This window comes from Nostoc sp. UHCC 0870 (assembly GCF_022063185.1).
In the GTDB taxonomy this organism is placed as follows: domain Bacteria; phylum Cyanobacteriota; class Cyanobacteriia; order Cyanobacteriales; family Nostocaceae; genus Trichormus.
In genome coordinates this window covers 4,116,423-4,139,058 of sequence record NZ_CP091913.1, presented here as the reverse complement: position 1 = coordinate 4,139,058, position 22,636 = coordinate 4,116,423, and the positions used below count along the sequence as shown (strand labels likewise).

Below are 22,636 nucleotides of genomic sequence, written 5' to 3'. Positions count from 1 at the left end.
AACTGCAAAGAAAAAACCTAGCAGCCAGTGTCTGGAACATCTGGTGTTTTCTAGCTTCCGGCAGTCACAGATACTTTGTCTATGTGCCTACTCCAAATCCCGACGACCGGGGTTACGAGCTGGGTCATTTGACAAAAATCCGAATATAAAAATACCCACGAAGAAAGCTACCACAATATAAACAGCGATTTTTAAACTTACCATCGGTGATCTCTCCAAAATTTATGACAAAGAAGCTCTTTCTCAGTATCTGCCATGCAGAAAAGATAGCTGCTCTGAAATACTTATCTAAACTTAGTAAAACTAGGTTTAGTGATTTCTTCCTGCTTCTTCCAAGGTAGAAGGCTACTTCTTGTCCACAGGCGTTAAGTTCAGGTCAAGCCGACCTTACTTTTTGTTTTTCAACTAAAAAGCTGATTGGTTTGTGCGTCCTTGGTTTTCGGACATACTATGATTTTACAGCACTTAACGCTACTTTTTTTAGATATCTTTAAGCAGATTTAGCTAACAATTTGGCTACTTAGTAAAGCTCCTTTATATTACCCACAACTCGTTCCTTTTGGAGAGGAATACGATGATAGTTAAGTACCCAGTGGTGTCTAGCCGACAAGTTAAAAGGTAGATGTCCTTAATTGCGATCGCTGTTTCTATTTGAAGTTAAGACGTGAACTAACAGCTAAGGTTTCCAGGTAGATTATATTTAATGACTATTGACTAGCAAGTTCTGTGGCTTTTGCTAATCTGCTTTTGATTACCCGTGCAGGTACACCCACAGCTACGGAAAAGGCAGGTATATCTTTATTAACTACTGCCCCTGCACCAATGACACTACCCTTACCGATAGTGACACCATCTAATACTGTGACTCCATGTCCTAGCCAACAGTCGTCCTCAATTACTATTCCTTTGCGGGTCACATCTTGGTATTTAATTGGCAGTGTCAGGTCTGCAAACTTGTGATTGTTAGCGTATATTCCTGAATGCGCCGCAATCAGACAACGCTTACCAATTTTAATGTCTCCCGGGCCAACAATACAGACACTAGGGCCAATGAAAGTCTCGATATCAATATCAATACAAGTATCTTTCAAACACCCTATATCAGCATTACGCTCGATCCATACTCCTTCTCCTAACCGAATTCTGTTATTGGGGTGTCCTTTGGCATCTATACGTACACCTTTAAGTATGTATGCTCCACTACCAATCTCAATAGAGGAGGTGCTGATAAATTCGACTCCATTTTGAATATAGACTGAACTACCCATCTGACCAAAAATCTGTCTATAAACGATATTTCTTAATTTTGTACCAAAGGCTAATGTGGGTATATCTCCGAAAGCAGTGATGGCTAAGAGTTCTTGAAAACGCTGCCATTTTAATTTGTATTGCTGATTATTCATGACCTAATTATCAGATGAATGGTGTTAATAAGGTGGGGACTTTATTGATGGTGTATTCTTGGCTGTGGTAGTGACACTTATACCCATATCCATGAAGTGATAAATCCTCTTTTTAGCAATCCAGATCCCTGAAAATTTTCGGATTTAAGACATGGGTATTTATCAAAAATATTCCCTAATTGATATACAGATTTTCCGTATATCAATTGAGTAAATTGTTCTGCTTTTAGCTGAAAACGCAATAATTTATAACAGTCTTAATTTATAAGTGCAACAACATAATTGCACTCAGTAACAAATCAAGACTGAAGTATTTACAGGGCTTGTTTCAGACTATTCAGCTATAAAATTGGGTGTGCTAGACAAGTAATGCTAGTACAAACAGGCAAAAATCAAATGACGATTAATTGTGAAGCCAGTCATTTTATCGCCGAACTTAACAAGATTGAGTCAACACCACTAAATTTTGTACAGCTTGTATCAATTGCATGAAAAGTTTTACCTGCACGCACAAATTATATTTGTGTTGTATCTATCTTGGTTATTTTGATTTCAAATATAAACAAGTTAAGGTGGAGTATCTCCCACTTCAGCCATCACATTAAAATTTACCATCGGTGCAAACAAGTAAGCTTTTCCCCGATCGCTATGACGACTTTCTTGCAACGAATTTCTAGAGTATTCTGCTCTAATCATGTTGCACACAGATGATTTATAAACTAACGACAAAACACACTTTTAATTAGATGAATGCTTTTTGGCAATAATTGCTTATCAGCATAACACATTTTATTTTATGTGGAACAACTCTAATAAATGAATTTTATTTAATATTCACCACATAGTATAAAGTGGAGACTCAAGACTATTATTAATGACATATGGTTAAATATTTATATTTTTCTGTCTGTAAATAAAAATACATTTTTTCTGATTAATAAATGGCTATTGGCTAAATTATAATGTGTCTCGTTTATCAGTAATTGAGAAGATAGATGTTTACGCCCTTGTTTTAGGCAAAGCAGATGTTGGGGTCTACCTTGAGAATGAGGAATCAGGACAATATACTAAATACTCAAACGTAAAATTAAAACTCTCCTGCCAATCAATTATGACTTAGAAGATGTGGATGCGTTGATTATTTTGCAACGTGCGATGACCGACCGACGGTTAAAGACCGTCCCATCAGGAAAATGACAGCGAGAATCACATCATCAAAAAGCTTACTCAATTAATTTCCCTCCATCAGGAAAATAAATCTAGGATCAATCGGGCTAATCAAGTAACAGCAGAAATGACTTTGGCTACCGCCGTTGCTCTTACTATGTAAAAAAATACCCAGGATTAAGTATCTCTAGGGACATGAAATTTAATAACGGCCAGTGAGGCGATCGCTTTGATAACAGATTTGATCCACATTCTTGAATAAATATAATTATTATTTTGGGATCACTAGAAAAAGCGTAAATTAGCAACTATATAAAATAAAATTAAGGATTATCCGGAAAATCCTTGCATAATTGGGAATATATTCAGAAAATAATTAAATTTTAATAAATTTAATTATAAATTTTCAGTGTGAGCATATAGCAAAATACTATTAGTATGAACTAATAGCCAATAGATGCGTGTAAATTTCGATGCTTAACAAAGTCATGGCATTTTTACAAACATAGTATAAAGAATTGGCAACATTGGGTAAAGACAGTCAACAATATCCATAGCTAAAACTAGGAACTTTGCTAACCTATGCAGCCGATTCGCACATTCAACGTTTCTCCATCTCTACCGTCACGACTCGAACCAATGCGGAAGTTGGCACACAACTTACACTGGGATTGGAATGTTGAGACTAAAGATTTATTTCGCCGTTTAGACCCCGATTTATGGGAATCTAGCCATCACAACCCAGTATTAATGCTAGGTACGATCAGCCAAGCGCGGCTTGTGGAAGTAGTCGAAGATGAAGGCTTCCTGGCGCAAATGGATCGTGCCGCTCGTCAATTAGAAGACTATTTGCAAGAACACACTTGGTATCAGAAACAACGCAGTCAGAAACCAAAGGAATGCTACGCCTATTTTTCGGCTGAATTTGGACTGGTAGATTGTCTACCTATCTACTCTGGAGGCTTGGGTGTACTGGCAGGGGATCACCTCAAATCTGCCAGTGACTTGGGTTTACCTCTGGTAGGCGTGGGTTTACTCTACCAGCAAGGCTACTTTGCTCAGTATCTCAATGTCGATGGCTGGCAGCAGGAACGTTATCCTATTAACGATTTCTACAATATGCCCTTGCACCTAGAACGCAATGCTGACGGTTCTGAACTGCGGATTGCCGTAGATTATCCAGGGCGCAAGGTGTACGCTAGGGTTTGGCGGGTACAGGTAGGAACAGTCCCCCTGTATATGCTGGATACCAACATTGAACCAAACAACCCCTACGACCACGACATCACAGATCAGCTCTATGGTGGCGACATCGATATGCGTATCCACCAGGAAATCATGCTGGGTATCGGTGGTGTACAGCTATTAAAAGCTTTGGGTTATGACGTGACCGCCTACCACATGAATGAAGGTCACGCCGCCTTCTCAGCCCTAGAGCGCATCCGCATCTTGATTCAAGAGCAGGGATTAAGCTACGCGCAAGCTAAACAAGTGGTGATGTCTAGCAATATCTTTACCACCCATACACCAGTCCCGGCGGGGATTGACTTGTTCCCTCCCGACAAAATTATTCACTACTTGGGTTACTACGCAGATATTTTTGACTTACCCAAAGAGCAATTTTTAGGACTGGGACGGGAGAATACAGGTGATTTATCCGCACCCTTCAGTATGGCAGTGCTAGCCTTGAAGATGGCAACCTGTTCTAATGGTGTTGCCCAACTACATGGTGTAGTGTCGCGCCAAATGTTCCAAGGGTTATGGAAAAAAGTTCCTGTAGAAGAAGTACCAATTACAGCCATTACCAATGGTGTCCATGCTCGTAGTTGTGTCGCCAAACCCACTCAGGAGTTATACGATCGCTATTTAGGGCCAAATTGGTCATCAGCCGCACCTGATAGCCCCCTGTGGGAACGCATGGATGCTATTCCTGATGAAGAGTTGTGGCGCAATCACGAGCGTTGCCGTTTGGATATGATTCTGTATGTACGGGATCATTTAGTCAAGCATTTACATGATCGCGGTGCATCCTCCTCAGAAATTGCCCAAGCCCAAGAAGTCCTTGATCCCAATGTTTTAACCATCGGTTTTGCTAGGCGGTTTGCCACCTACAAACGTGCTACTCTGTGGATGCGTGACATTGAACGCATTAAGCGGATCTTATTAGGCAATAAAGGGCGGAAAGTGCAATTCGTCATTGCTGGGAAGGCACACCCGAAAGATATTCCCGGTAAAGAACTCATCCGCGAAATCAACCATTTCATCACAGAACAACACTTAGAAAAACATATCGTGTTTGTTCCCAACTATGATATTCACATTGCTCGGTTGATGGTTGCCGGTTGTGATATCTGGTTAAATACACCCCGTCGTCCCCGTGAAGCTTCCGGTACTAGCGGGATGAAAGCAGCCATGAATGGATTGCCTAATCTTAGTGTCCTAGATGGTTGGTGGGATGAAGCCGATTACGTCCGCACAGGTTGGGCAATTGGCCACGGCGAAAACTACGAAGATCCCAACTACCAAGATGAAGTAGAAGCCAACGCTCTCTATGATTTATTGGAAAAAGAAGTAGTCCCCCTATTCTATGACCACCGGGATGTTGATGGCTTACCCCGTCCTTGGGTTGCCAAAATGAAAGATGCAATTCGGTTGAACTGTCCTTTCTTCAATACAGCGCGGATGGTGCGAGAATATGCACAAAGGTCTTACTTCTCAGCTAGCGATCGCTACCATACCTTAAGCTCTGACAACTATGTTCCAGCTAAAGAACTAGCAGATTGGAAAGATAAACTCGGCGAACACTGGTTTAATATCAGAATCAAAGATATTGACGTATCTGTCGCAGCAGACATTGAAGTTAATCAAATCGTTGGTGTAAAAGCTAAGGTTGACTTGGCAACTTTAACAAATGACGATCTGCAAGTAGAACTATATCAAGGTTCAATTGATGCCAACGGTGATATTGTCAACGCTGTCCCTGTAGTCATGGATTACCAAGGACAAGATACTCAAGGATTAAGCGTTTACACTGCTGATATCATTTACACCAACTCTGGTTTACAAGGCTTGTCCTTGCGGGTATTACCAAAACACCCACACTTGTCTAGTGCTTATGAACCTCGGTTGATTGCTTGGGCTGAGTAAGAGTAAGTAGTGAGTGCTGAGTGCTGAGTGCTGAGTGGTGAGTAGTGAGTGGTGAGTAATGAGTAGTGAGTAATGAGTAATGAGTAATGAGTGGCTATCTAGTTTATCTTCGTAGGTTTGAGTTCTACTCTTGTGTGGGTAGTTTTGAGTATTGAATTACAACTCAAAACTCATAACTCAAAACTCAAAACTCAGCACTCATAACTCAGCACTCAGCACTGATTTAGGGATGACAATGTAACCTGTGGTGCGATCGCCTAACACCAAGTTACGTTGTTCACCCCAATACCACCAGTAAGCAGCCACATAAGCACAAATCAGGCTATCTAGTTTATCTTCTGTGGCTTTGAGTTCTGCTCCTGTGTAGGGAATTTCATCAGTCAGCAAATCACCAAGACACAAAAATGGTTCAAACTTGGGCAGAATCTCGACAATATATTGATAAAGTTTAATTAATTCTAAGCGGCGTTCACTGATACGCCCTTTTTTATATTTAAGAATCCGTTCTAAGCCGAATAAATTGACTATGGCGGGATGGGGAAATACTTCTATCTGATATCTACCCGGCGTTTGTGGTGTAATTTCCGGTGCATGGGCAAAGCCACGGGATTCTAATTCTAAGCCAAAATTAATCGTGCGTTCTGCAAAGGGAAGATTTTGGTTGGCAGGGTAACAGCCGGCGTGATATTTACCGAAATATTTGTGAGTTAGTTTATCAGGAAGGCGGCTACCTGTAGGGTTAGGAATGAGAGTAGGCGCATCTACGGCGATGAGTGCTGGTTGGTTTGGTTCTACCCAGGTATCTATCCAAGTTAAGATGTGTGCGATCGCATCTTTCCGTTCTAAGTCAACTATCTCTAATTTGCCCTCAATTAATTGCAGACAACATAAACCACTCGGTTGAGACTTCCAACCAAAATCAATCCCAATAAATTTCATAAACTGCACATAACAGAACTGATGCAACCGTAACTGAAGAATGGGAAATCGTTGACCCTTCCAATCAAACCGGGAATTTCACAATAGCTGATAATAAGATTGATTTTATGATATGGCTGACAAAAAAAAGTGTGTGACTGAAATTTTGTCTAGCAAACTTCTTTAAGGTGTAGCTATCATAATATGATTAAACTAAGCTAATACCTGGAAGATGTTTGCTTATAATCTTAGCAGTAACACACTTTTAATAGATGATGTATTCTCTTTTAAAAGAATAACAAAACTTAATTAAACAACAGCAACTTCTAACAAGATAGTTGATTTTTTTTCTTTAAATTTGAACCTATACCTAACACACTAAGTGCTAGTAAACCCAAAATAGCAGTAGGTTCAGGAACTGAAGCTGAGGATACTTGAATTGAACCAGAATTTTCATCTATTAATATTGATGTTCCTAGTTGATCAACATCCATACGCAATCTTAAAGAATCACCAACCGTTCCCGAAAAGAAATATTCTCCAATTACACCAGTTCCACCGCCTATGTTAAAGGGGCCAAACAATGACTGAGTAGAAGTATCAAAGTTGAAAGTAAAGAAATTAGATTGTGATACTCCAGCACTAACCGTGTTATAAGTCCCCAAAATATTATTAGATGGATCGAAGAAAGAGACATTCAGCGATTGTAAAAAATTAGTCGGGCCAGCACCACTTTCAGAAATAATTGTTGGTGCTGTAGTCTCATCATAACTGAATGAACCTATTGCAGAATAGCCAGCATTACCTTGCCAGTTAAAGTTGAAATCAACCGCTTGAGCCGGATTGTTTACACCAGAAGCAAGTGTAACAGTAGCTGCACTGGTTGCGGCGATCGCCACAATTTTGGTGAAAATATTTTTCATGGTTATGACTCCAAAGTTGATAAACTCAGTCAATATCTGAATCTAGAGAACAACCTTATTCGTAAGATTGATCACCTTTACTCTTTCAAAATTCTCAAAAAAACACAAGGAAATTTAAGTTTTTTAAGTAAAAACTCAAACAACCTTCACATAACAGCTTAATTGCTTAACCGTAAATTTACAATGTGTTTTTAGACACTTATAGCGGTTCTCACTTTAGTGAGGTACAAGAACCTACCCCCAACCCCCTAAGAGCAAGCAAGGAGGGGGCTATGATATACCTCATGTGATTAGGAAACGCTATATTCTGATGTGAAAAGCCTACTTGATTTGAGTGCGTCTCTTTTGAGAAGACAATTTTCTTTTTGCCATCAAGTATAAAATACATCAAAATTCATCTGTCGCCGCAATCAAAGCACTACGAATCCCCACTTCACTCATCGAATGTCCAGCATCAGGAACAACAATAAATTCTGCTTCTGGCCAAGCACGATGTAATTCCCAAGCTGATATCATCGGGCAAACTACATCATAACGTCCTTGCACAATCACAGCCGGAATATGTCGAATCCGTCCAACATTTAATAATAATTGATCATCGGTTTCTAAAAAACCTTTATTAATAAAATAATGACACTCAATGCGAGCAAAGGCATCAGCAAATTCATCCTCACCAAAATTATGGATTAGCTGGGTATCTGTAAATAATCTACTAGTGCTAGCTTCCCAAATTGACCAAGCCCGCGCCGCTTCTTGCCTAACTTGTAAATCTGGACTAGTCAAACGTTTATAATAAGCGGTGAGCAAATCATCACGCTCATCTACAGGAATTGGCTTGAGATATTCTTCCCAAGCATCAGGAAAAAGATAACTAGTACCTTCTTGATAAAACCAACGTAACTCTTTTTGTCTGAGCAAGAATATACCGCGTAAAATTAGCCCTAAACAACGCTCTGGATGGGTTTGGCTATAGGCTAATGATAAAGTGCTACCCCAACTACCACCAAAAACCACCCACTTTTCTATCCCTAAATGCGATCGCAGTTTTTCAATATCATTAACTAAATCCCAAGTGGTATTTTCTCTTAACTCAGCATGGGGTTGACTTTTACCACAGCCACGCTGATCAAACATAATTAAACGCCATTTTTCAGGATGAAAATATTGCCGATAAAATGGCGGACATCCACCACCAGGTCCGCCATGCAGTAAAATAATGGGTTTACCTTGGGGATTACCTGATTCTTCAAAATGAATCGTGTGTAATTCAGAAACCTGTAACTTTCCTTCTTGATAAGGTTGTATAAGTGGATAAAGTTCACGCATTTTCATCTGTAATTATTTTCTATGTATATAAGAATCCTACACCGTATTTAAGGTACGATGTAAGTACGTCGTTGGTAATAAACCTAACTATCTGAAGTTATTGTAATCAAGTTCGTAGTAAGGACTTTAGTCCTTCTTTTCAGACTAAAGTCTTTACTACAAACCTTTAATTATTTACGCCGTTCTACTTAGGTAACTTCAGAATATACTTGTTGCCGCAGAATCAACCAATAATTCCTACTTTTTGTAGAGGAATATTTGTGTTAGGTAAACTTCGCCTTTGCTGTTTACTGCGACACCAATACCTGTCAGGTTGTATTTACCTCTAATATTGTTGAGGTGTCCTGAACTTCTCAACCAGCCTTGTACAGCTTGGGAAGCCGGATCACTATATCCGCGATTTTTAGCCACATTTTCCGCCGCACCTTGGTAAGAAATACCACTCGCCTGAATTCGGGATGAAAAACCGTAATGACCAAATGGGATACTACCCTTAGCCATATTCTGACTGTGGATTCTGGCTTGATCATCTATAGCAGAATTACGAGTTAAGGCTGGTAAACCTTGAGAAGTGCGGAATTTGTTAATTTGCTGAAATACCGCCGTCTCTACAGATGTTGTATTGATTGTATTACCTGAACCCTGGGAAGGATTTGGTGTGGAAGTTTGACTTGATGTACGAGCAAAGATTTGTGTTAAGTACACTTCGCCTTTGCTGTTTACTGCTACACCAATACCTGTCAGGTTGTAGTTACCTCTAATATTATTGAGGTGTCCCGAACTTCTCAACCAACCTTGTACACCTTGGGTAGCCGGATCACTATATCCGCGATTTTTAGCCACATTTTCCGCCGCACCTTGGTAAGAAATACCACTCGCCTGAATTCGGGATGAAAAACCATAATGACCAAATGGGATACTACCCTTAGCCATATTCTGACTATGGATTCTAGCTTGATTATCCATCGCAGAATTACGAGTTAAGGCTGGTAAACCTTGAGAAGTGCGGAATTCGTTAATTTGTTGAAATACCGCCGCCTCTACAGATGCGGTGTTGATTGTAGATTGTGCTAGTTGGCGGCTAGAAACGGATCTTGGTAAAGACTTTGGTGTATGAGTTGGTGCTGGTGTAGAAATAGCGATCGCCAAAGATGGGATGCAGGCGATCGCGCCACCAATAGCCACCACAGTCGCCAAAACAAAGTTATTGCGGTTTGTACGAATCATTAATAGGTAGTCTTAAAGACATGGAAAGGAACTTCCACTACATCTAAGCAGACTCATCTTTAATCAACAAATAGCCTATGAGATAGCTTATTGGTGTAAAAGCTCACATCACCTCGAAAAAAGCTAAAAAACCTGATAAAACGAAATTTTTGTAATTATCAGCGTCAATAAAACACCACTGCCCTCTACTAATAACTAATAACGATGAGAAAATGTCAAAATGAAAGGTGTTTTGCCATCGCCACTTTCCACGGTGGGTATTTGAGATTAATAAACTGGTAATTTATGGGTAAGCAGCGTGTTCTTTCTGGAGTTCAACCAACTGGTAACTTACACTTGGGTAACTACTTAGGAGCAATTCGCAACTGGGTAGAAATCCAAGAACAGTATGAAAATTTCTTTTGTGTCGTAGATTTACACGCGATTACAGTACCGCATAATCCAGCGACATTGGCAGCAGATAGTTATACAATTGCTGCACTTTATTTAGCCTGTGGTATTGACTTAAAATACTCCAATATCTTTATTCAATCTCACGTCTCAGCCCACAGTGAACTAGCTTGGTTACTCAACTGCATCACACCCCTAAATTGGCTGCAAGACATGATTCAGTTTAAAGAAAAAGCCCTCAAGCAAGGGGAAAATGTCGGTGCAGGCTTGTTAATCTACCCCGTACTGATGGCGGCTGATATTTTGCTCTATCAAGCTGATAAAGTGCCAGTGGGTGAAGACCAAAAACAACACTTGGAACTGACACGGGATATTGTTAACAGATTTAATCACCAATTCGCTAAGGATACACCTGTGCTGAAATTGCCAGATCCTTTAATCCGTAAGGAAGGCGCGAGAGTGATGAGTCTGACAGATGGGACACGCAAAATGTCTAAATCCGATCCTTCAGAGTTAAGCCGGATTAATCTTTTAGATCCACCAGATCAAATTGCGAATAAAATTAAACGCTGTAAAACCGATCCAGTACGCGGTTTAACCTTTGACGACCCAGAACGCCCAGAGTGCAACAACTTGCTAACGTTGTATATGCTACTCTCTAGCAAGACCAAGGAAGAAGTAGCGGCTGAGTGTCAAGATATGGGCTGGGGACAATTTAAGCCATTGTTCACTGAAACAGCAATTAATGCTTTAAAACCCATCCAAGAAAAATATCAGCAAATCATGGATGACAAAGGTTATCTAGAGTCTGTGTTGCGTGATGGTAGAGAAAAAGCCGAAGCCATCGCCAACCAAACCCTAAGAGATGTAAAAGCTGCATTAGGCTATTCAATGCCTTTGTGAGTGCTGAGTGCTGAGTAGAGAGTTCTTCTCACCTACTTCTTCCCAGTTCCCAGTCCCCAGTCCCCAATCCTCAGAGGTTCTTTAATTTTGAATTTTGTTAGCGCAGCGTTAGCGAGTCATCGTTCGCGCAGCGTCTCGTAGAGAGCGTCATTTTGAATTTTGAATTGAATACTCCCCAGTCCCTAACAATTTCTCTTTGAGGTGTGATTCATAATACCCTTGAAGAGAAACCACTTATCAACGTTATGGAACATAACCATAGCCCTAGCTATAGTACATTGAATAATTTCCGTCAAGCCGCGCAAGCGGGAGAATTTTTAGTTACCGCCGAGGTAGCACCACCAAAAGGGGGAAATCCCACCCACATGATTGAAATGGCGGCGACTCTTAAGGGGAGGGTTCATGCTGTCAATATTACCGATGGTAGCCGTGCAGTTTTGCGGATGTCTTCGTTGGTAGCTTCAGTTATTTTGTTACAAAATGGGATTGAACCAATTTGTCAGATGGCTTGCCGCGATCGCAACCGTATCGGTTTACAAGCCGACCTCATGGGCGCACACGCTTTGGGTATTCGTAATATTTTAGCTTTGACTGGCGACCCAGTAAAAGCAGGCGATCATCCTGAAGCCAAAGCCGTCTTTGATTTAGAAGCAGTGCGACTATTACAACTAATTCGGAAAATGAATCAAGGTGTCGATTGCAACGATAAATCCTTGACTGATGGTGCAACAGATTTATTTGCAGGTGCAGCCGTAGACCCGCAGTGTGCCAGTTGGTCAGGTTTGCAAAGTCGCTTTGAACGTAAAATTGAAGCAGGGGCGCAATTTTTTCAAAGTCAATTAATTACTGATTTTGAAAAACTAGAAAAGTTCATGGATAAGATAGCTTCAACCCATAACAAACCAATTTTGGCGGGAATTTTTCTATTGAAATCAGCAAAAAATGCTCAATTTATTAATAGGTGCGTTCCTGGTGTAAATATACCCCAGCATATTATTGAGAGGTTAGCAACAGCCAAAGACCCACTAGAAGAAGGTGTAAAAATTGCCGCCGAACAAGTGCAGATAGCGCGAAAATTGTGTCATGGTGTCCACATGATGGCAGTCAAGCGGGAAGATTTGATTCCTCAAATTTTAGATTTGGCGGGTGTGAAGCCTGTTGATTTAGTTGTAGCGAAGTAGGCTAGGCGATCGCATTTCTGATTTTACAGGGCAGGGTGGTTTCATACGAAAAAAGAAAAATCCATAAGTTTTGATTTTTCGTTTTGTAGCCGAGATTTTGACCCCTCTCCAAACCTCTCCCCCACGGGGGGAGAGGCTTTGAAAGCTAGGTTTATTTTTTCTCTAGTTGTATGAAAACACCCTGCATTTCTGATTTTAAAGGGGAGTGTGTAGGTTAACAAAAACCACAGCCTTAACCCTTCTCCCCTTCCCACTGCTAAACTAAAAAATAACCCTTACCCTGTGCAAAGGTAATCTTATGACCTCTGCAACTAATCTAGATACTGACCTCACCCCATTTCCCGACCATACGCAGCTACCAGACTCTGATGGGACATTTGTGAAAAATTGGCAAGAACATCCCCAAAGTATTTTATTGACGGACTCAATTACACCAGTACTCAAACAATTACATCCTGATAGTCAATATTGTATAGGTCAGGACTTGGGGATTTACTGGCGTTTAACTGACCCCCCAGAGAAAGGCGCAGAAGCACCAGATTGGTTTTATGTAGGAAATGTACCACCTTCCCTGGATAGGCAACCCCGCAGGTCTTATGTGTTGTGGCGCGAGTTTATTGCACCATTGATTGCATTAGAGTTTGTGTCTGGGGATGGTAGTGAAGAACGAGACAAAACCCCGTGGAAGGGTAAATTTTGGATATATGAGCAGGTAATCCATCCGGCTTTTTACGGTATTTATGAAGTAAATAAAGCCAGCGTAGAAGTCTATCACTTAATTGATGGACAATATCAATTATTACCAGCCAATGAACGTGGACATTATCCCATACATCCTTTAGGTGTGGAGTTGGGTATATGGCAAGGTGAATATCAGAATATGGAATTACCTTGGCTACGCTGGTGGGATTCGCAGGGGAATTTGTTGTTGACGGGTGAGGAAAGAGCAGAACAGGAACGCCAACGAGCAGAACAAGAACGTCAACGCAATGAACGCCTGATTGCTCAATTAAGGTCGCTTGGCGTTGAACCAGAAGTCTGAATCAAATTTTACGGGTTCTGAATTAGACTTTATTGAGCGATATTATTAAAACTTAATGTCCTAACGAAAGAATATTTATTAGATGATGCTGTTGATGAGCGAGATTGCACTGGTTTGTAGTGAGGACTTTAGTCCTCATTTAAGGACTAAAGTCATTACTACGAACTTCTTTGTCCCTCACAAACTTCAACATTGAGGAAGTTATGAGACTCCGTTAAAAACTCGGTGTACTAGCAGCCCCAAACCCAAGCCAAAAAGGGAAGTAGTAACCAAAATCAAAAAAGTATGAAACTGGCTAAAGGATGTTTGTAATTTTTCTCCAACCCAAGCTATAGGCACAGCCCAAGCTACAGCCACAGCCCAAGCTATAGGCACAGCCCAAGCTACAGCCACAGCCGAAGCTACAGCCCCAGCCACAAGAACCAAAGCCCCAGCCACAAGAACCAAAGCCCCAGCTACAGCCCCTACCCCAGCCAAAGCCCCAGCTACAGCCCCTACCCCAGCCAAAGCCCCAGCCAAAGCCAAAGCCCCAGCCCCAGCCCAAACCCAGAACGGAGCGTTAGACGCAACTAAAAGGTAGCCTATCAATAGGTAACTGAATAATATACCAATCAACCAGCCCCAGGGAATAATTCTAGGTGACTTAGTAATTGCTTTACGTGGAGAAATTTCTAACTTTATCTTGGGTTTAGGACTAACAACTTCTTTTTTATGAACTGGTTCAACAGGAGGCGGAGGTGCTGCTTTTGGTGCTTCTAACATTGCCAACCATGCTTTCATTGACTGGGGGCGATCTTGTGCCTCCAGTGCCATACCCTTGAGTATTGCTTGATTTAATTGTTCGCTAATACGAGGAATAATTTGTTTAGGTGGCTGGAGGGGAATATTATCTAACTTACGAGCTAGAGAATTTATTGGTGGTTGACCTGTGACTGCATAATACAGTGTAGCAGTGAGACAGTAAACATCAACTGTTGGCTCTCGACTACCTCTAGTCATCTGTTCATAGGGTGCAAATCCTTTGTTACCTACATTACCCGTTGAACTCAACGTTTGAGGCAAGAGTTCCTTGGCAATACCAAAATCAATTAAAACTGCTTTACCATTCTTCCGCAGCATGATGTTTCCTGGGTGGGCATCTCGGTGTACTAGCCCTGCTTGATGTACCATCGTCAAGGCTTCCCCAATCTGACAGATACAGCGCACAATCTCGGATTCTGGTAACGCCCCTCTGCGTTTTATAACCTCAAACAAATTTTCCCCTTCTACAAAGTGCATGACTAAACAGTGAGTATTACCTTCTACAAACAGATCAATTACTCCTACAATATGAGGATGGGGATCTTGAGATAGACGCGCCAGTATTTTCCCTTCTTGAATAAATCGCTCTACGTATTTTTCATACTCTGGATCATAGCTGAGATGTTCGTTTGGTGTTTTAATAACAACTGCACGATTTAGCCCAACTTGCTGTGCTTTATAAGTAATCCCAAATCCCCCTTGTCCCAGGACTTTCTCAATTACATATTTACCATTTTGTAATTTTTGTCCTTTTATCCAGGGCATGAATACCTCTGAGTAAAAATAATTAGTTCAAAGCCAGTATGATGATAAGAGTTTAGCTAATTCTACGGAGTTTGGCTAGATGATGGAGTAGGAGACACTAATGATGGGCTAGGAGATGGAGTGGTTTTAAAAATGGGAATCCAGCCAGCTAGTCCTCCGAGTAAACCTCCAATAGCGGCGATCGCAGCTATAATAATTCCCCAAACCTGAATGTTGCGTTCCCAATTTGACTTGGTGTTAGATGTAACAGTTATCTCAGGCTGAGTTAATAAATCTAGCCATTCTCTCATCGATTGCGATCGCTGTTTGGGATCTAGTTGCATCCCTGTTAAAATTGCCTTGTTGGTGCGATCGCTAATCTGAGAATTGTATTCTTTTGGGGAAACTAAATGCTCACCGTCTAATTTGCGCTTGACTGCATCCACAGGCGTTCTCCCCGTCAGCAGTTTATAAAGAGTAGCCGCTAGTGAATAAACATCGCTATACGCCTTGGCTATCGTACCTTTAGTAGAAAGCTCAGATGGTGTAAATCCGGCGGATGTTTCTTGAGTCCGGCTTGTGGTTAAAATGTAATCAAAATCAAGAGCTAAACCAAAATCAATTAACACCGCTTCTAAATTCCCGTCTCGCTTCCGCAACAGGATATTTTCTGGACGCACATCCCGATGAATCAGTTCATTTTGATGTACTACTATCAGAGCTTCCCCAATTTGCTGAATGTAACGTAGTGCGTCTTGTTCCGAAAGGATTGCTGGACGAAGATTAGCCAAACTATCTTCACCGACATACTCCATTACCAGACACGGATACTCTCCTTCTCTAAAGGGTGTTTTAAACTTCACAATATGCGGATGCTGACACCGGGTAAGATTAGTCACCTCTTGCAAAAACATATTCTCTAGTCGTTCGCGTTGCGGCTGACTAAGAGATTGAAGCAGGTTATCATTTATAGTTTTAATAACTAGGCGATCGCTATTCCTGTTTTTAACCAGATATGTAATACCAAACCGTCCCCTTCCCAACTCCTTTTCAATCGTGTATTTGCCACCCTGCAACTGATCACCTGCTACCCAAGCCATCTTTGCAACTCCCAAAATATTTGTACTCATTTTCACACAAGAGAGAGTTAACGCTTGAATGACCTTTGTGAGGACAATAGTAGGTTAGGGCGGGTAAGTAGGGTAGGGTGCGTCAGTGTGAGAAAGTCTCTCTACAGCTAGAAATTATTCATACTGACGCACCCTCCTAACTCATCTCACTCACGTTAAACTAAAAAACAACCCTTACCCTCTGCAAAGGTAATCTTATGACCTCTGCAACTAATCTAGATACTGACCTCACCCCATTTCCCGACCATACGCAGCTACCAGAGTCTGATGGTACATTCGTGAAAAATTGGCAAGAACATCCTCAAAGCATTTTATTGACGGATTCAATTACACCAGTACTCAAACAATTACATCCTGATGGGCAATATTGTATTGGTCAAGACTTAGGCATTTACTGGCGTTTAACTGACCCCCCAGAAAAAGGCGCAGAAGCACCAGATTGGTTTTATGTAGGGAATGTACCGGCATTGCTGGATGGACAAACACGAAGGTCTTATGTACTGTGGAGAGAGTTTATTGCCCCATTGATTGCATTGGAATTTGTCTCTGGCGATGGTAGTGAAGAACGAGACAAAACCCCTTGGAAGGGCAAATTTTGGATTTATGAGCAGGTAATTCGTCCTCCCTTCTATGGCATTTATGAAGTCAATAAAGCCAGCGTGGAAGTTTATGAATTAATTGGTGGGCAATATCAGTTATTAGCAGCAACTGAGCATGGACATTATCCTATTCTGCCCTTGGGAGTTGAGTTAGGCATTTGGCAGGGCGAATATCAAAACGCCGAATTACCTTGGCTACGCTGGTGGGATTCGCAAGGTAATTTGTTGTTGACTGGTGAGGAAAGAGCCGAACAGGAACGTCAACGAAACGATCGCCTGATTGCTCAATTGCGTTCTTTGGGCGTTGAACCAGAAGCCTAATTCTCTGCGAGACTCTGCGCCTACCTCCTTCCCCCTCTGCGTTTAAATTTACCCCCACAACCTTACTTATTCACATTCAGCAACTGGGAAGTTTGTAACCTATCCATCCATTTTTCTAAATAAACTCGATTAGCCTCTTGCTCAGATGCTTCCTCACTATCCGCAGGATAAGGCATCAATCCCAAAATCGCTGCTGTAGTTACACAAAACATAGATTTTTGGAAAGTCATACAAATCTGCACACGCAAATCATCCTCTCCCCGTAAACCTCGCCGATAAATTTCGTGCAGATACTCTGGTAGATAATGACGCATATCCTGCATTAACAGGGTAGGCGGAATACCTGCACCACCAATAGGTAACGGATCAGCGTATAATGCCCCATATTGGAATCGAGATTGATCAGGTGGAACTTGATAACCTTGGGCATTGTATGAAACTGTTCCTAAAAATGGCGTACCTCTAAAGAATACTGCTTCTACATAAGGTATTGCGGTATCTGCTAAAAAAGTCAACCCCAAACTTTGAGGAATAATTTCATAGACTTTTTTGTTAATTTTCACCGCGTAGGCAATTGGCCTTAAAGCATCCGCTACTAACCCCGCCTTAATATGTTCTACAACATCGGGAATAGTTTTAATTTCACCTCGGTCATAGCGGTCTGATAAGTTCAGAAAAATATCAGCCATGACCCGCCAAAATTGTCCCAACCCACTGTAGTAAGCAGACATCCGTAACTGTTCAGTTAAAAAGTCGGGAAACAGTTGATTCAAACCCATTATCAAGGGATTGATGCCAAATTTTGCTTTGATAACTGCTTCTGCTCTTTCTTGAAATTCTTTAGTATCTAAATAAGCATCTAAACCGCCGCCACCATGCCACATCATGGCTTTCATGCAATATTCTGCATATTCAAAATTAATTCTGTCATGCCACCAATGACGAAGTAATTTTGGTAAATTAATTTCACCATTAAAATATTTAAAAAATGGGAAAAATACTAAAAACTGATTTTCAGAAATATAAATCAAGTTATTTGAATAAGCATCTATAATTACCCCATAGCTTTTGAGAATACCTACAACTTCTAAGACATTTTGTGGACTGTCTGCCAGTAACGCTTGTCCTGTTTGGAGGCGTTTAATATACTCAGCTAAAGGATTATGATTTTGTTTCTTTTTAATAGTTACCATTTTAATTCTCCAAGAAATAAAGATATTTTTTTAAAATTATGTTTGTTAATTACTAGATAGTTGATACTTGGTAATTTATTTACTAATAACAAGACTTTTCCTGTTCAGAAGGTGTAAGGGTATAAGGGAAGAATAATTGATATTTTTTCTTTCCCCTACACCCCTACACCCCCACACCCCCACACCCTTATTCCAAACATTTAGTTTTGGCTTTTTGTTGTCTCTAAAGAAACAGTGGCAACTGTATGTTCTACGTTTACCATAGCGGTGATAGTGGGTTCAGACCAATGTACTAACCAACCAGGTTGGATACCAAAAACGACAATCAGGGCAGCTAAGATAAAGGCAGGAATGCGATCGCTCCAGTAAACTCTAGGTAGGTTGATCACTTGCTCAGACAAGCGTCCGAAAAAGGCACGGTTGACGAGAATTAAAAAGTAAACCGCCGTTAAACCTGTACCCAGCATTGATACCAGAGTTTGTACCGGGAATACAGCAAAAGAGCCGCGAAATACAATAAATTCTGAAATAAATCCTACCATTCCCGGAGTACCAGCACTAGCCATTACACCTATAATCATCAAGCTACCAATTAAAGGCATACCCCGTTCTGGATTCAGTAGTCCACGAATCACATTTAAATCACGGCTACCAGCCTTTTTATACACAACCCCCACTAATAAAAACAGCATGGCAGAAATTAACCCGTGGCTAATCATCTGCATGACAGCACCCAAAGTGCTTAATGGTGTGGCGGCTGCGGCGGCGAGTAAGATATAGCCCATGTGACCAATAGAACTATAGGCTACCATTTTCTTCATGTCAGTTTGAGCGATCGCACAGGATGAGCCATACAACACACTCACCACTGCCCAAACTGCTAACCAAGGGGCTAAATATGCCCAAGCATCTGGTAACAAGTCCATACCAAACCGCAACAAGCCATAAGTCCCCAATTTCAACAATACACCAGCCAGTAACACAGAAATCGGCGTAGAAGCTTCTACGTGAGCATCTGGTAGCCAAGTGTGAAAGGGAACTAGGGGCATTTTGATGCCAAAACCAATTAAAATTCCCCCTAGGAGTAGCAATTGGGTTGCTAACGGTAGAGATTGAGCATCGAATGCTGATAAAGCAAAGGTATCAGCACCACTCAGCCATACCATACCCAAGAAACTAGCTAAAATCAATATTCCCGAAAGCGCAGTATAGATGAGAAATTTTGTAGCGGCGTAACCTCTTTTCGCACCACCCCAAATAGCAATTAGCAGATATAGGGGAATCAATTCCAACTCGTAAAACAAGAAAAATAGCAGTAAATCTTGAGCAATAAATGCTCCGGCTACTCCAGCACTCAACACCAAAATCAAGGAGTAATAAAACCGAGGACGTTGTAGAGATTCATCGGTGCTGTAGATAGCTATGCCAGTCAATAATCCATTCAACAACAGCAAAGGCAAGGATAGCCCATCTACTCCTAGATTATAATTCAATCCCAACGCATCTATCCAGGGTAAAAACTCACTAAACTGTTGATTAACTTCCCCTGGATTGAACTGGCTAGCCAATATGACAGTCCACAAGAAAATTAATCCTGCAACAATCAACGCGATACTCCGGGAAATTTTCCCATTCACGCCAGCAGGGAATAAACCAACTAACAGCGCACCCAATAATGGGGCAAAAATTAAGACACTTAGCATAAAGAAGGGGACAGGTGACAGGTGACTATTCAATTCAAAATTCAAAATTCAAAATTCAAAATTCAAAATTAAAGAACCTCTGAGGACTGGGGACTGGGGACTGGGGACTGGGGACAGGTTATAAATAAATACTTTTAACTTTCCTCTCTTCCAGTTTTCCACTCAATACTCAATACTCAGCACTCATTACTCATTACTCATTACTCATTACTCAGCACTCATTACTCAGCACTCATTAAGAACTCTCAAAAAGGCAACTTATCTAGTAAGCCTAATGACCAGCTAATGAAAAAGCCTAGGACGCTGACTACCGCTAGGATGGTCAACATATATCCTTGGGATTGACCAGAAATGCTGTACTTTAAGCCTTGACCACTGAAAATCGTGGCGAAACCGACTAAGTTTACTAAGCCATCAACTAAATAGCGATCGCTCCACGCGGAAATTTTCGATAGTATGGATACTGCACTCACTATGGTGAGGCGATAAATTCGGTCAATGTAAAAGTCATAACCCAATAAGTCTTGCATCATTCGCCAACCCATGATTCTTGACCTAGACCAAGCTTTGTGCAGATAAATGGTTGACCCGATGACTACCCCAGCGACTGTAGAAGAAACCAATACTAAAACCACATACCAATCAATGCTTTCCCAAGCTGGCAATAAGTACCATTGCTGTAGCATTAGAGGTAAGATTAACGTCAGAATTGTCAGTGATACCATTGGGAAAGCCATCGTCCAGCCGACTTCCGGGGCGCGGCGGGTTTTTTGTTGCGGTTGACCCCAAAATACTAATCTGAACACCCGTGTCAAGTTTAAGGCGGTTAACCCGTTGACTAAGATTAAAATGGCAATCACCCAAGGGGAAACTCTCACTAAGCCATCAGCCCAGGCTAGCATTGCCCAAAAGCTACCCAGTGGTAATATTGTCACCATCCCGGCTGAACCAACGATAAAGGCTGTAGTAGTTGCCGGCATTTTAGACCATAAACCACCCATTTCTGTCAAATCTTGACTGTGGGTAGTAAAAATGACTGAGCCAGAACTCATAAATAATAATGCTTTTGCGATCGCATGGGTTAACAACAACATCAGGGCTACACCCCCCTGTTCTAAGCCCACTGCCAAGAATACCAATCCCATATAAGCACTAGTAGAATGGGATAAAGCTCGCTTAATATCCGTTTGGGCTAGAGCCACTAAACTAGCTCCCACTGCTGTCACGCTACCTATAATCAGTAAAGCGTTCAATGCAACAGGTGAGAGAGCTAATATAGGTTGTAGTTTATACAATATATAAGCACCACCCGCTACCACCAAAGAGTTCCGCATGACTGAAGCTGGGTTAGGGCCTTCCATTGCTTCATCTAACCACATATGCAAGGGAAACTGAGCGCATTTACCTGCTGGCCCAGCAATCAAAGCCAAGCCCAACAATGCTGAGGTTACTGGGTCTAAAGTCGCTGTTTGCGCCCACTCATATAAGTCAGAAAAATTCAAACTACCCGCTAAGGTGGAAAGTGTTACTACCGCCATTAGTAGTAATAAATCTCCTACACGTTTTGTCCAAAACGCATCTCGTGCTGCTGTCACTACTAGGGGCTGTGCGTACCAAAATCCCACCAGCAAGTATGTAGAAAGTGTCAAAACTTCCAATAGTGCGTAGCTGAGAAATAAAGAGTCACTAAAAGCTAAACCACTCAGTGCAGCTTCAAAAAATCCTATCAGTCCAAAAAATCTTGCTAAAGCCCAGTCCTTTTCCATGTAACCTAGAGCATAGATTTGCGCTAGGAGACTCAGCCCTGTGATTAATACTGTTGCCCCAATACTAACTGGTGAAATTTCCAAAGCAAAGGATAAATTTAAATCCGCCGCTTGAAACCAAGTAATTACCCAGGTTTCTTGTTCTCTGTTCCAAATATCTTTAAACACTAAAAGGCTATGAGCAAAAGCCAAAAGGGTAGTCAACAAGTTGAAATACGCGGCAGGTCTTGGCCCTGTTCGTCGGATAATACCTATACTCCACGGCAATGTGATGAGTGCGCCTAACAAACTATAAAAAGGCATACACCAACTTGTTGTAAATAGAAACTCATTCATTTATTGATTTTCCTTGAAGACTCAGCCTTAAATTTCCTTAAACCCCTTAAACCCATGATTTACTAAAACAAATTAAGTTGTTTCAAAAACTATACTTTTTTTAATTTTTTTATTAAAATCTTTGATGAGTATATTTTACTTAACTATCCCCTACGAAAACTGCTATTAAAGTCAAGTTGATTTGTGGTAAAGCCTTTGCATTCTGCATATTTTCTGTGATTTAAACTCTTCGTTTCTACCTTGAGAACATAAATTTATAGAGCATATTTAGAAAACTTATATATTCTTATATGTTTTTCATTTACCCTTGATCCCTACTACAAACTGTAGGAAAACCAGAGACAGCAAAAATTACAGACTCTCATCTTCCTTTGCCAGACAGGATTAGCCTCGATTATGAATATCTTTTTGTAAAT

17 protein-coding genes are annotated in these 22,636 nt (G+C 41.1%); 5 read left to right on the top strand and 12 right to left on the bottom strand.

Annotated features, from left to right (window positions below; translation table 11 throughout):
- Positions 1 to 87: 87 nt before the first annotated feature.
- The 3 genes from L6494_RS17395 to L6494_RS30880 form a co-directional block, all read right to left on the bottom strand.
- Positions 88 to 204, bottom strand: a complete 117-nt coding sequence (locus L6494_RS17395; protein ID WP_237988949.1) for a photosystem II reaction center protein I — start codon at positions 202 to 204, stop codon at positions 88 to 90.
- Positions 205 to 707: 503 nt separating this feature from the next.
- Positions 708 to 1,403, bottom strand: a complete 696-nt coding sequence (locus tag L6494_RS17390; protein ID WP_237988948.1) for an acyltransferase — start codon at positions 1,401 to 1,403, stop codon at positions 708 to 710.
- 567 nt (positions 1,404 to 1,970) lie between these two features.
- Positions 1,971 to 2,099 carry a hypothetical protein gene (locus tag L6494_RS30880; protein WP_269139263.1) on the bottom strand — a complete coding sequence of 43 codons (129 nt, stop codon included), beginning with the start codon at positions 2,097 to 2,099 and terminating at the stop codon, positions 1,971 to 1,973.
- A gap of 1,053 nt (positions 2,100 to 3,152) precedes the next feature.
- Between L6494_RS30880 and glgP the strand changes: the two genes are divergently transcribed.
- Positions 3,153 to 5,717: an alpha-glucan family phosphorylase gene (glgP, locus tag L6494_RS17385; protein ID WP_237988947.1), complete on the top strand. Its 2,565-nt coding sequence runs from the start codon at positions 3,153 to 3,155 to the stop codon at positions 5,715 to 5,717.
- A 198-nt stretch (positions 5,718 to 5,915) separates the two neighbouring features.
- On the opposite strand, the gene L6494_RS17380 is transcribed toward glgP, so the two are convergent.
- From L6494_RS17380 to L6494_RS31185, 4 genes are all read right to left on the bottom strand, one after another.
- A complete protein-coding gene (locus L6494_RS17380; RefSeq protein ID WP_237988946.1) occupies positions 5,916 to 6,656 on the bottom strand; it encodes a DUF429 domain-containing protein in 741 nt (246 codons plus the stop codon).
- Positions 6,657 to 6,961: 305 nt separating this feature from the next.
- On the bottom strand, positions 6,962 to 7,558 hold the full coding sequence (locus L6494_RS17375) for a PEP-CTERM sorting domain-containing protein (protein ID WP_237988945.1): 597 nt from the start codon (positions 7,556 to 7,558) through the stop codon (positions 6,962 to 6,964).
- 387 nt (positions 7,559 to 7,945) lie between these two features.
- Positions 7,946 to 8,884, bottom strand: a complete 939-nt coding sequence (gene pip / locus L6494_RS17370) for a prolyl aminopeptidase (protein WP_237996104.1) — start codon at positions 8,882 to 8,884, stop codon at positions 7,946 to 7,948.
- 237 nt (positions 8,885 to 9,121) lie between these two features.
- A complete protein-coding gene (locus L6494_RS31185) occupies positions 9,122 to 10,111 on the bottom strand; it encodes a CAP domain-containing protein (RefSeq protein WP_442946963.1) in 990 nt (329 codons plus the stop codon).
- A 285-nt stretch (positions 10,112 to 10,396) separates the two neighbouring features.
- Here L6494_RS31185 and trpS point away from each other — a divergent pair, with 285 nt between their 5' ends.
- The 3 genes from trpS (at position 10,397) to L6494_RS17345 (ending at position 13,627) form a co-directional block, all read left to right on the top strand.
- Complete coding sequence (gene trpS, locus L6494_RS17355) at positions 10,397 to 11,404, top strand: tryptophan--tRNA ligase (RefSeq protein ID WP_237988944.1); 1,008 nt, start codon at positions 10,397 to 10,399, stop codon at positions 11,402 to 11,404.
- A gap of 245 nt (positions 11,405 to 11,649) precedes the next feature.
- Positions 11,650 to 12,585: a methylenetetrahydrofolate reductase gene (locus L6494_RS17350; RefSeq protein ID WP_237996102.1), complete on the top strand. Its 936-nt coding sequence runs from the start codon at positions 11,650 to 11,652 to the stop codon at positions 12,583 to 12,585.
- A gap of 298 nt (positions 12,586 to 12,883) precedes the next feature.
- Positions 12,884 to 13,627: a Uma2 family endonuclease gene (locus L6494_RS17345; protein ID WP_237988943.1), complete on the top strand. Its 744-nt coding sequence runs from the start codon at positions 12,884 to 12,886 to the stop codon at positions 13,625 to 13,627.
- Between the two features lie 201 nt (positions 13,628 to 13,828).
- Here L6494_RS17345 and L6494_RS17340 read toward each other — a convergent pair whose 3' ends face one another.
- Positions 13,829 to 15,193, bottom strand: a complete 1,365-nt coding sequence (locus L6494_RS17340) for a serine/threonine protein kinase (protein ID WP_237988942.1) — start codon at positions 15,191 to 15,193, stop codon at positions 13,829 to 13,831.
- A 62-nt stretch (positions 15,194 to 15,255) separates the two neighbouring features.
- Complete coding sequence (locus L6494_RS17335) at positions 15,256 to 16,272, bottom strand: serine/threonine protein kinase (RefSeq protein WP_237996100.1); 1,017 nt, start codon at positions 16,270 to 16,272, stop codon at positions 15,256 to 15,258.
- 227 nt (positions 16,273 to 16,499) lie between these two features.
- Here L6494_RS17335 and L6494_RS17330 point away from each other — a divergent pair, with 227 nt between their 5' ends.
- Positions 16,500 to 17,222 carry a Uma2 family endonuclease gene (locus tag L6494_RS17330; RefSeq protein ID WP_237988941.1) on the top strand — a complete coding sequence of 241 codons (723 nt, stop codon included), beginning with the start codon at positions 16,500 to 16,502 and terminating at the stop codon, positions 17,220 to 17,222.
- 62 nt (positions 17,223 to 17,284) lie between these two features.
- On the opposite strand, the gene L6494_RS17325 is transcribed toward L6494_RS17330, so the two are convergent.
- The 3 genes from L6494_RS17325 to L6494_RS17315 form a co-directional block, all read right to left on the bottom strand.
- On the bottom strand, positions 17,285 to 18,415 hold the full coding sequence (locus L6494_RS17325; protein WP_237988940.1) for a CO2 hydration protein: 1,131 nt from the start codon (positions 18,413 to 18,415) through the stop codon (positions 17,285 to 17,287).
- Positions 18,416 to 18,615: 200 nt separating this feature from the next.
- Positions 18,616 to 20,118, bottom strand: a complete 1,503-nt coding sequence (locus L6494_RS17320; protein ID WP_237988939.1) for an NADH-quinone oxidoreductase subunit M — start codon at positions 20,116 to 20,118, stop codon at positions 18,616 to 18,618.
- Between the two features lie 245 nt (positions 20,119 to 20,363).
- Complete coding sequence (locus tag L6494_RS17315; protein WP_237988938.1) at positions 20,364 to 22,220, bottom strand: NAD(P)H-quinone oxidoreductase subunit F; 1,857 nt, start codon at positions 22,218 to 22,220, stop codon at positions 20,364 to 20,366.
- Positions 22,221 to 22,636 lie beyond the last annotated feature (416 nt).

Excerpts from the sequence above, each read along its gene's own strand:
- L6494_RS17375 (WP_237988945.1), bottom strand. The coding sequence starts at position 7,558 with ATGAAAAATATTTTCACCAAAATTGTGGCGATCGCCGCAACCAGTGCA.
- L6494_RS17315 (WP_237988938.1), bottom strand. The coding sequence starts at position 22,220 with ATGAATGAGTTTCTATTTACAACAAGTTGGTGTATGCCTTTTTATAGT.
- L6494_RS31185 (WP_442946963.1), bottom strand. The coding sequence starts at position 10,111 with ATGATTCGTACAAACCGCAATAACTTTGTTTTGGCGACTGTGGTGGCT.
- L6494_RS17345 (WP_237988943.1), top strand. The coding sequence starts at position 12,884 with ATGACCTCTGCAACTAATCTAGATACTGACCTCACCCCATTTCCCGAC.
- L6494_RS17325 (WP_237988940.1), bottom strand. The coding sequence starts at position 18,415 with ATGGTAACTATTAAAAAGAAACAAAATCATAATCCTTTAGCTGAGTAT.
- pip (WP_237996104.1), bottom strand. The coding sequence starts at position 8,884 with ATGCGTGAACTTTATCCACTTATACAACCTTATCAAGAAGGAAAGTTA.
- trpS (WP_237988944.1), top strand. The coding sequence starts at position 10,397 with ATGGGTAAGCAGCGTGTTCTTTCTGGAGTTCAACCAACTGGTAACTTA.
- L6494_RS17390 (WP_237988948.1), bottom strand. The coding sequence starts at position 1,403 with ATGAATAATCAGCAATACAAATTAAAATGGCAGCGTTTTCAAGAACTC.
- L6494_RS17335 (WP_237996100.1), bottom strand. The coding sequence starts at position 16,272 with ATGGCTTGGGTAGCAGGTGATCAGTTGCAGGGTGGCAAATACACGATT.
- L6494_RS17340 (WP_237988942.1), bottom strand. The coding sequence starts at position 15,193 with ATGCCCTGGATAAAAGGACAAAAATTACAAAATGGTAAATATGTAATT.
- L6494_RS30880 (WP_269139263.1), bottom strand. The coding sequence starts at position 2,099 with ATGATTAGAGCAGAATACTCTAGAAATTCGTTGCAAGAAAGTCGTCAT.
- glgP (WP_237988947.1), top strand. The coding sequence starts at position 3,153 with ATGCAGCCGATTCGCACATTCAACGTTTCTCCATCTCTACCGTCACGA.
- L6494_RS17320 (WP_237988939.1), bottom strand. The coding sequence starts at position 20,118 with ATGCTAAGTGTCTTAATTTTTGCCCCATTATTGGGTGCGCTGTTAGTT.
- L6494_RS17395 (WP_237988949.1), bottom strand. The coding sequence starts at position 204 with ATGGTAAGTTTAAAAATCGCTGTTTATATTGTGGTAGCTTTCTTCGTG.
- L6494_RS17380 (WP_237988946.1), bottom strand. The coding sequence starts at position 6,656 with ATGAAATTTATTGGGATTGATTTTGGTTGGAAGTCTCAACCGAGTGGT.
- L6494_RS17330 (WP_237988941.1), top strand. The coding sequence starts at position 16,500 with ATGACCTCTGCAACTAATCTAGATACTGACCTCACCCCATTTCCCGAC.
- L6494_RS17350 (WP_237996102.1), top strand. The coding sequence starts at position 11,650 with ATGGAACATAACCATAGCCCTAGCTATAGTACATTGAATAATTTCCGT.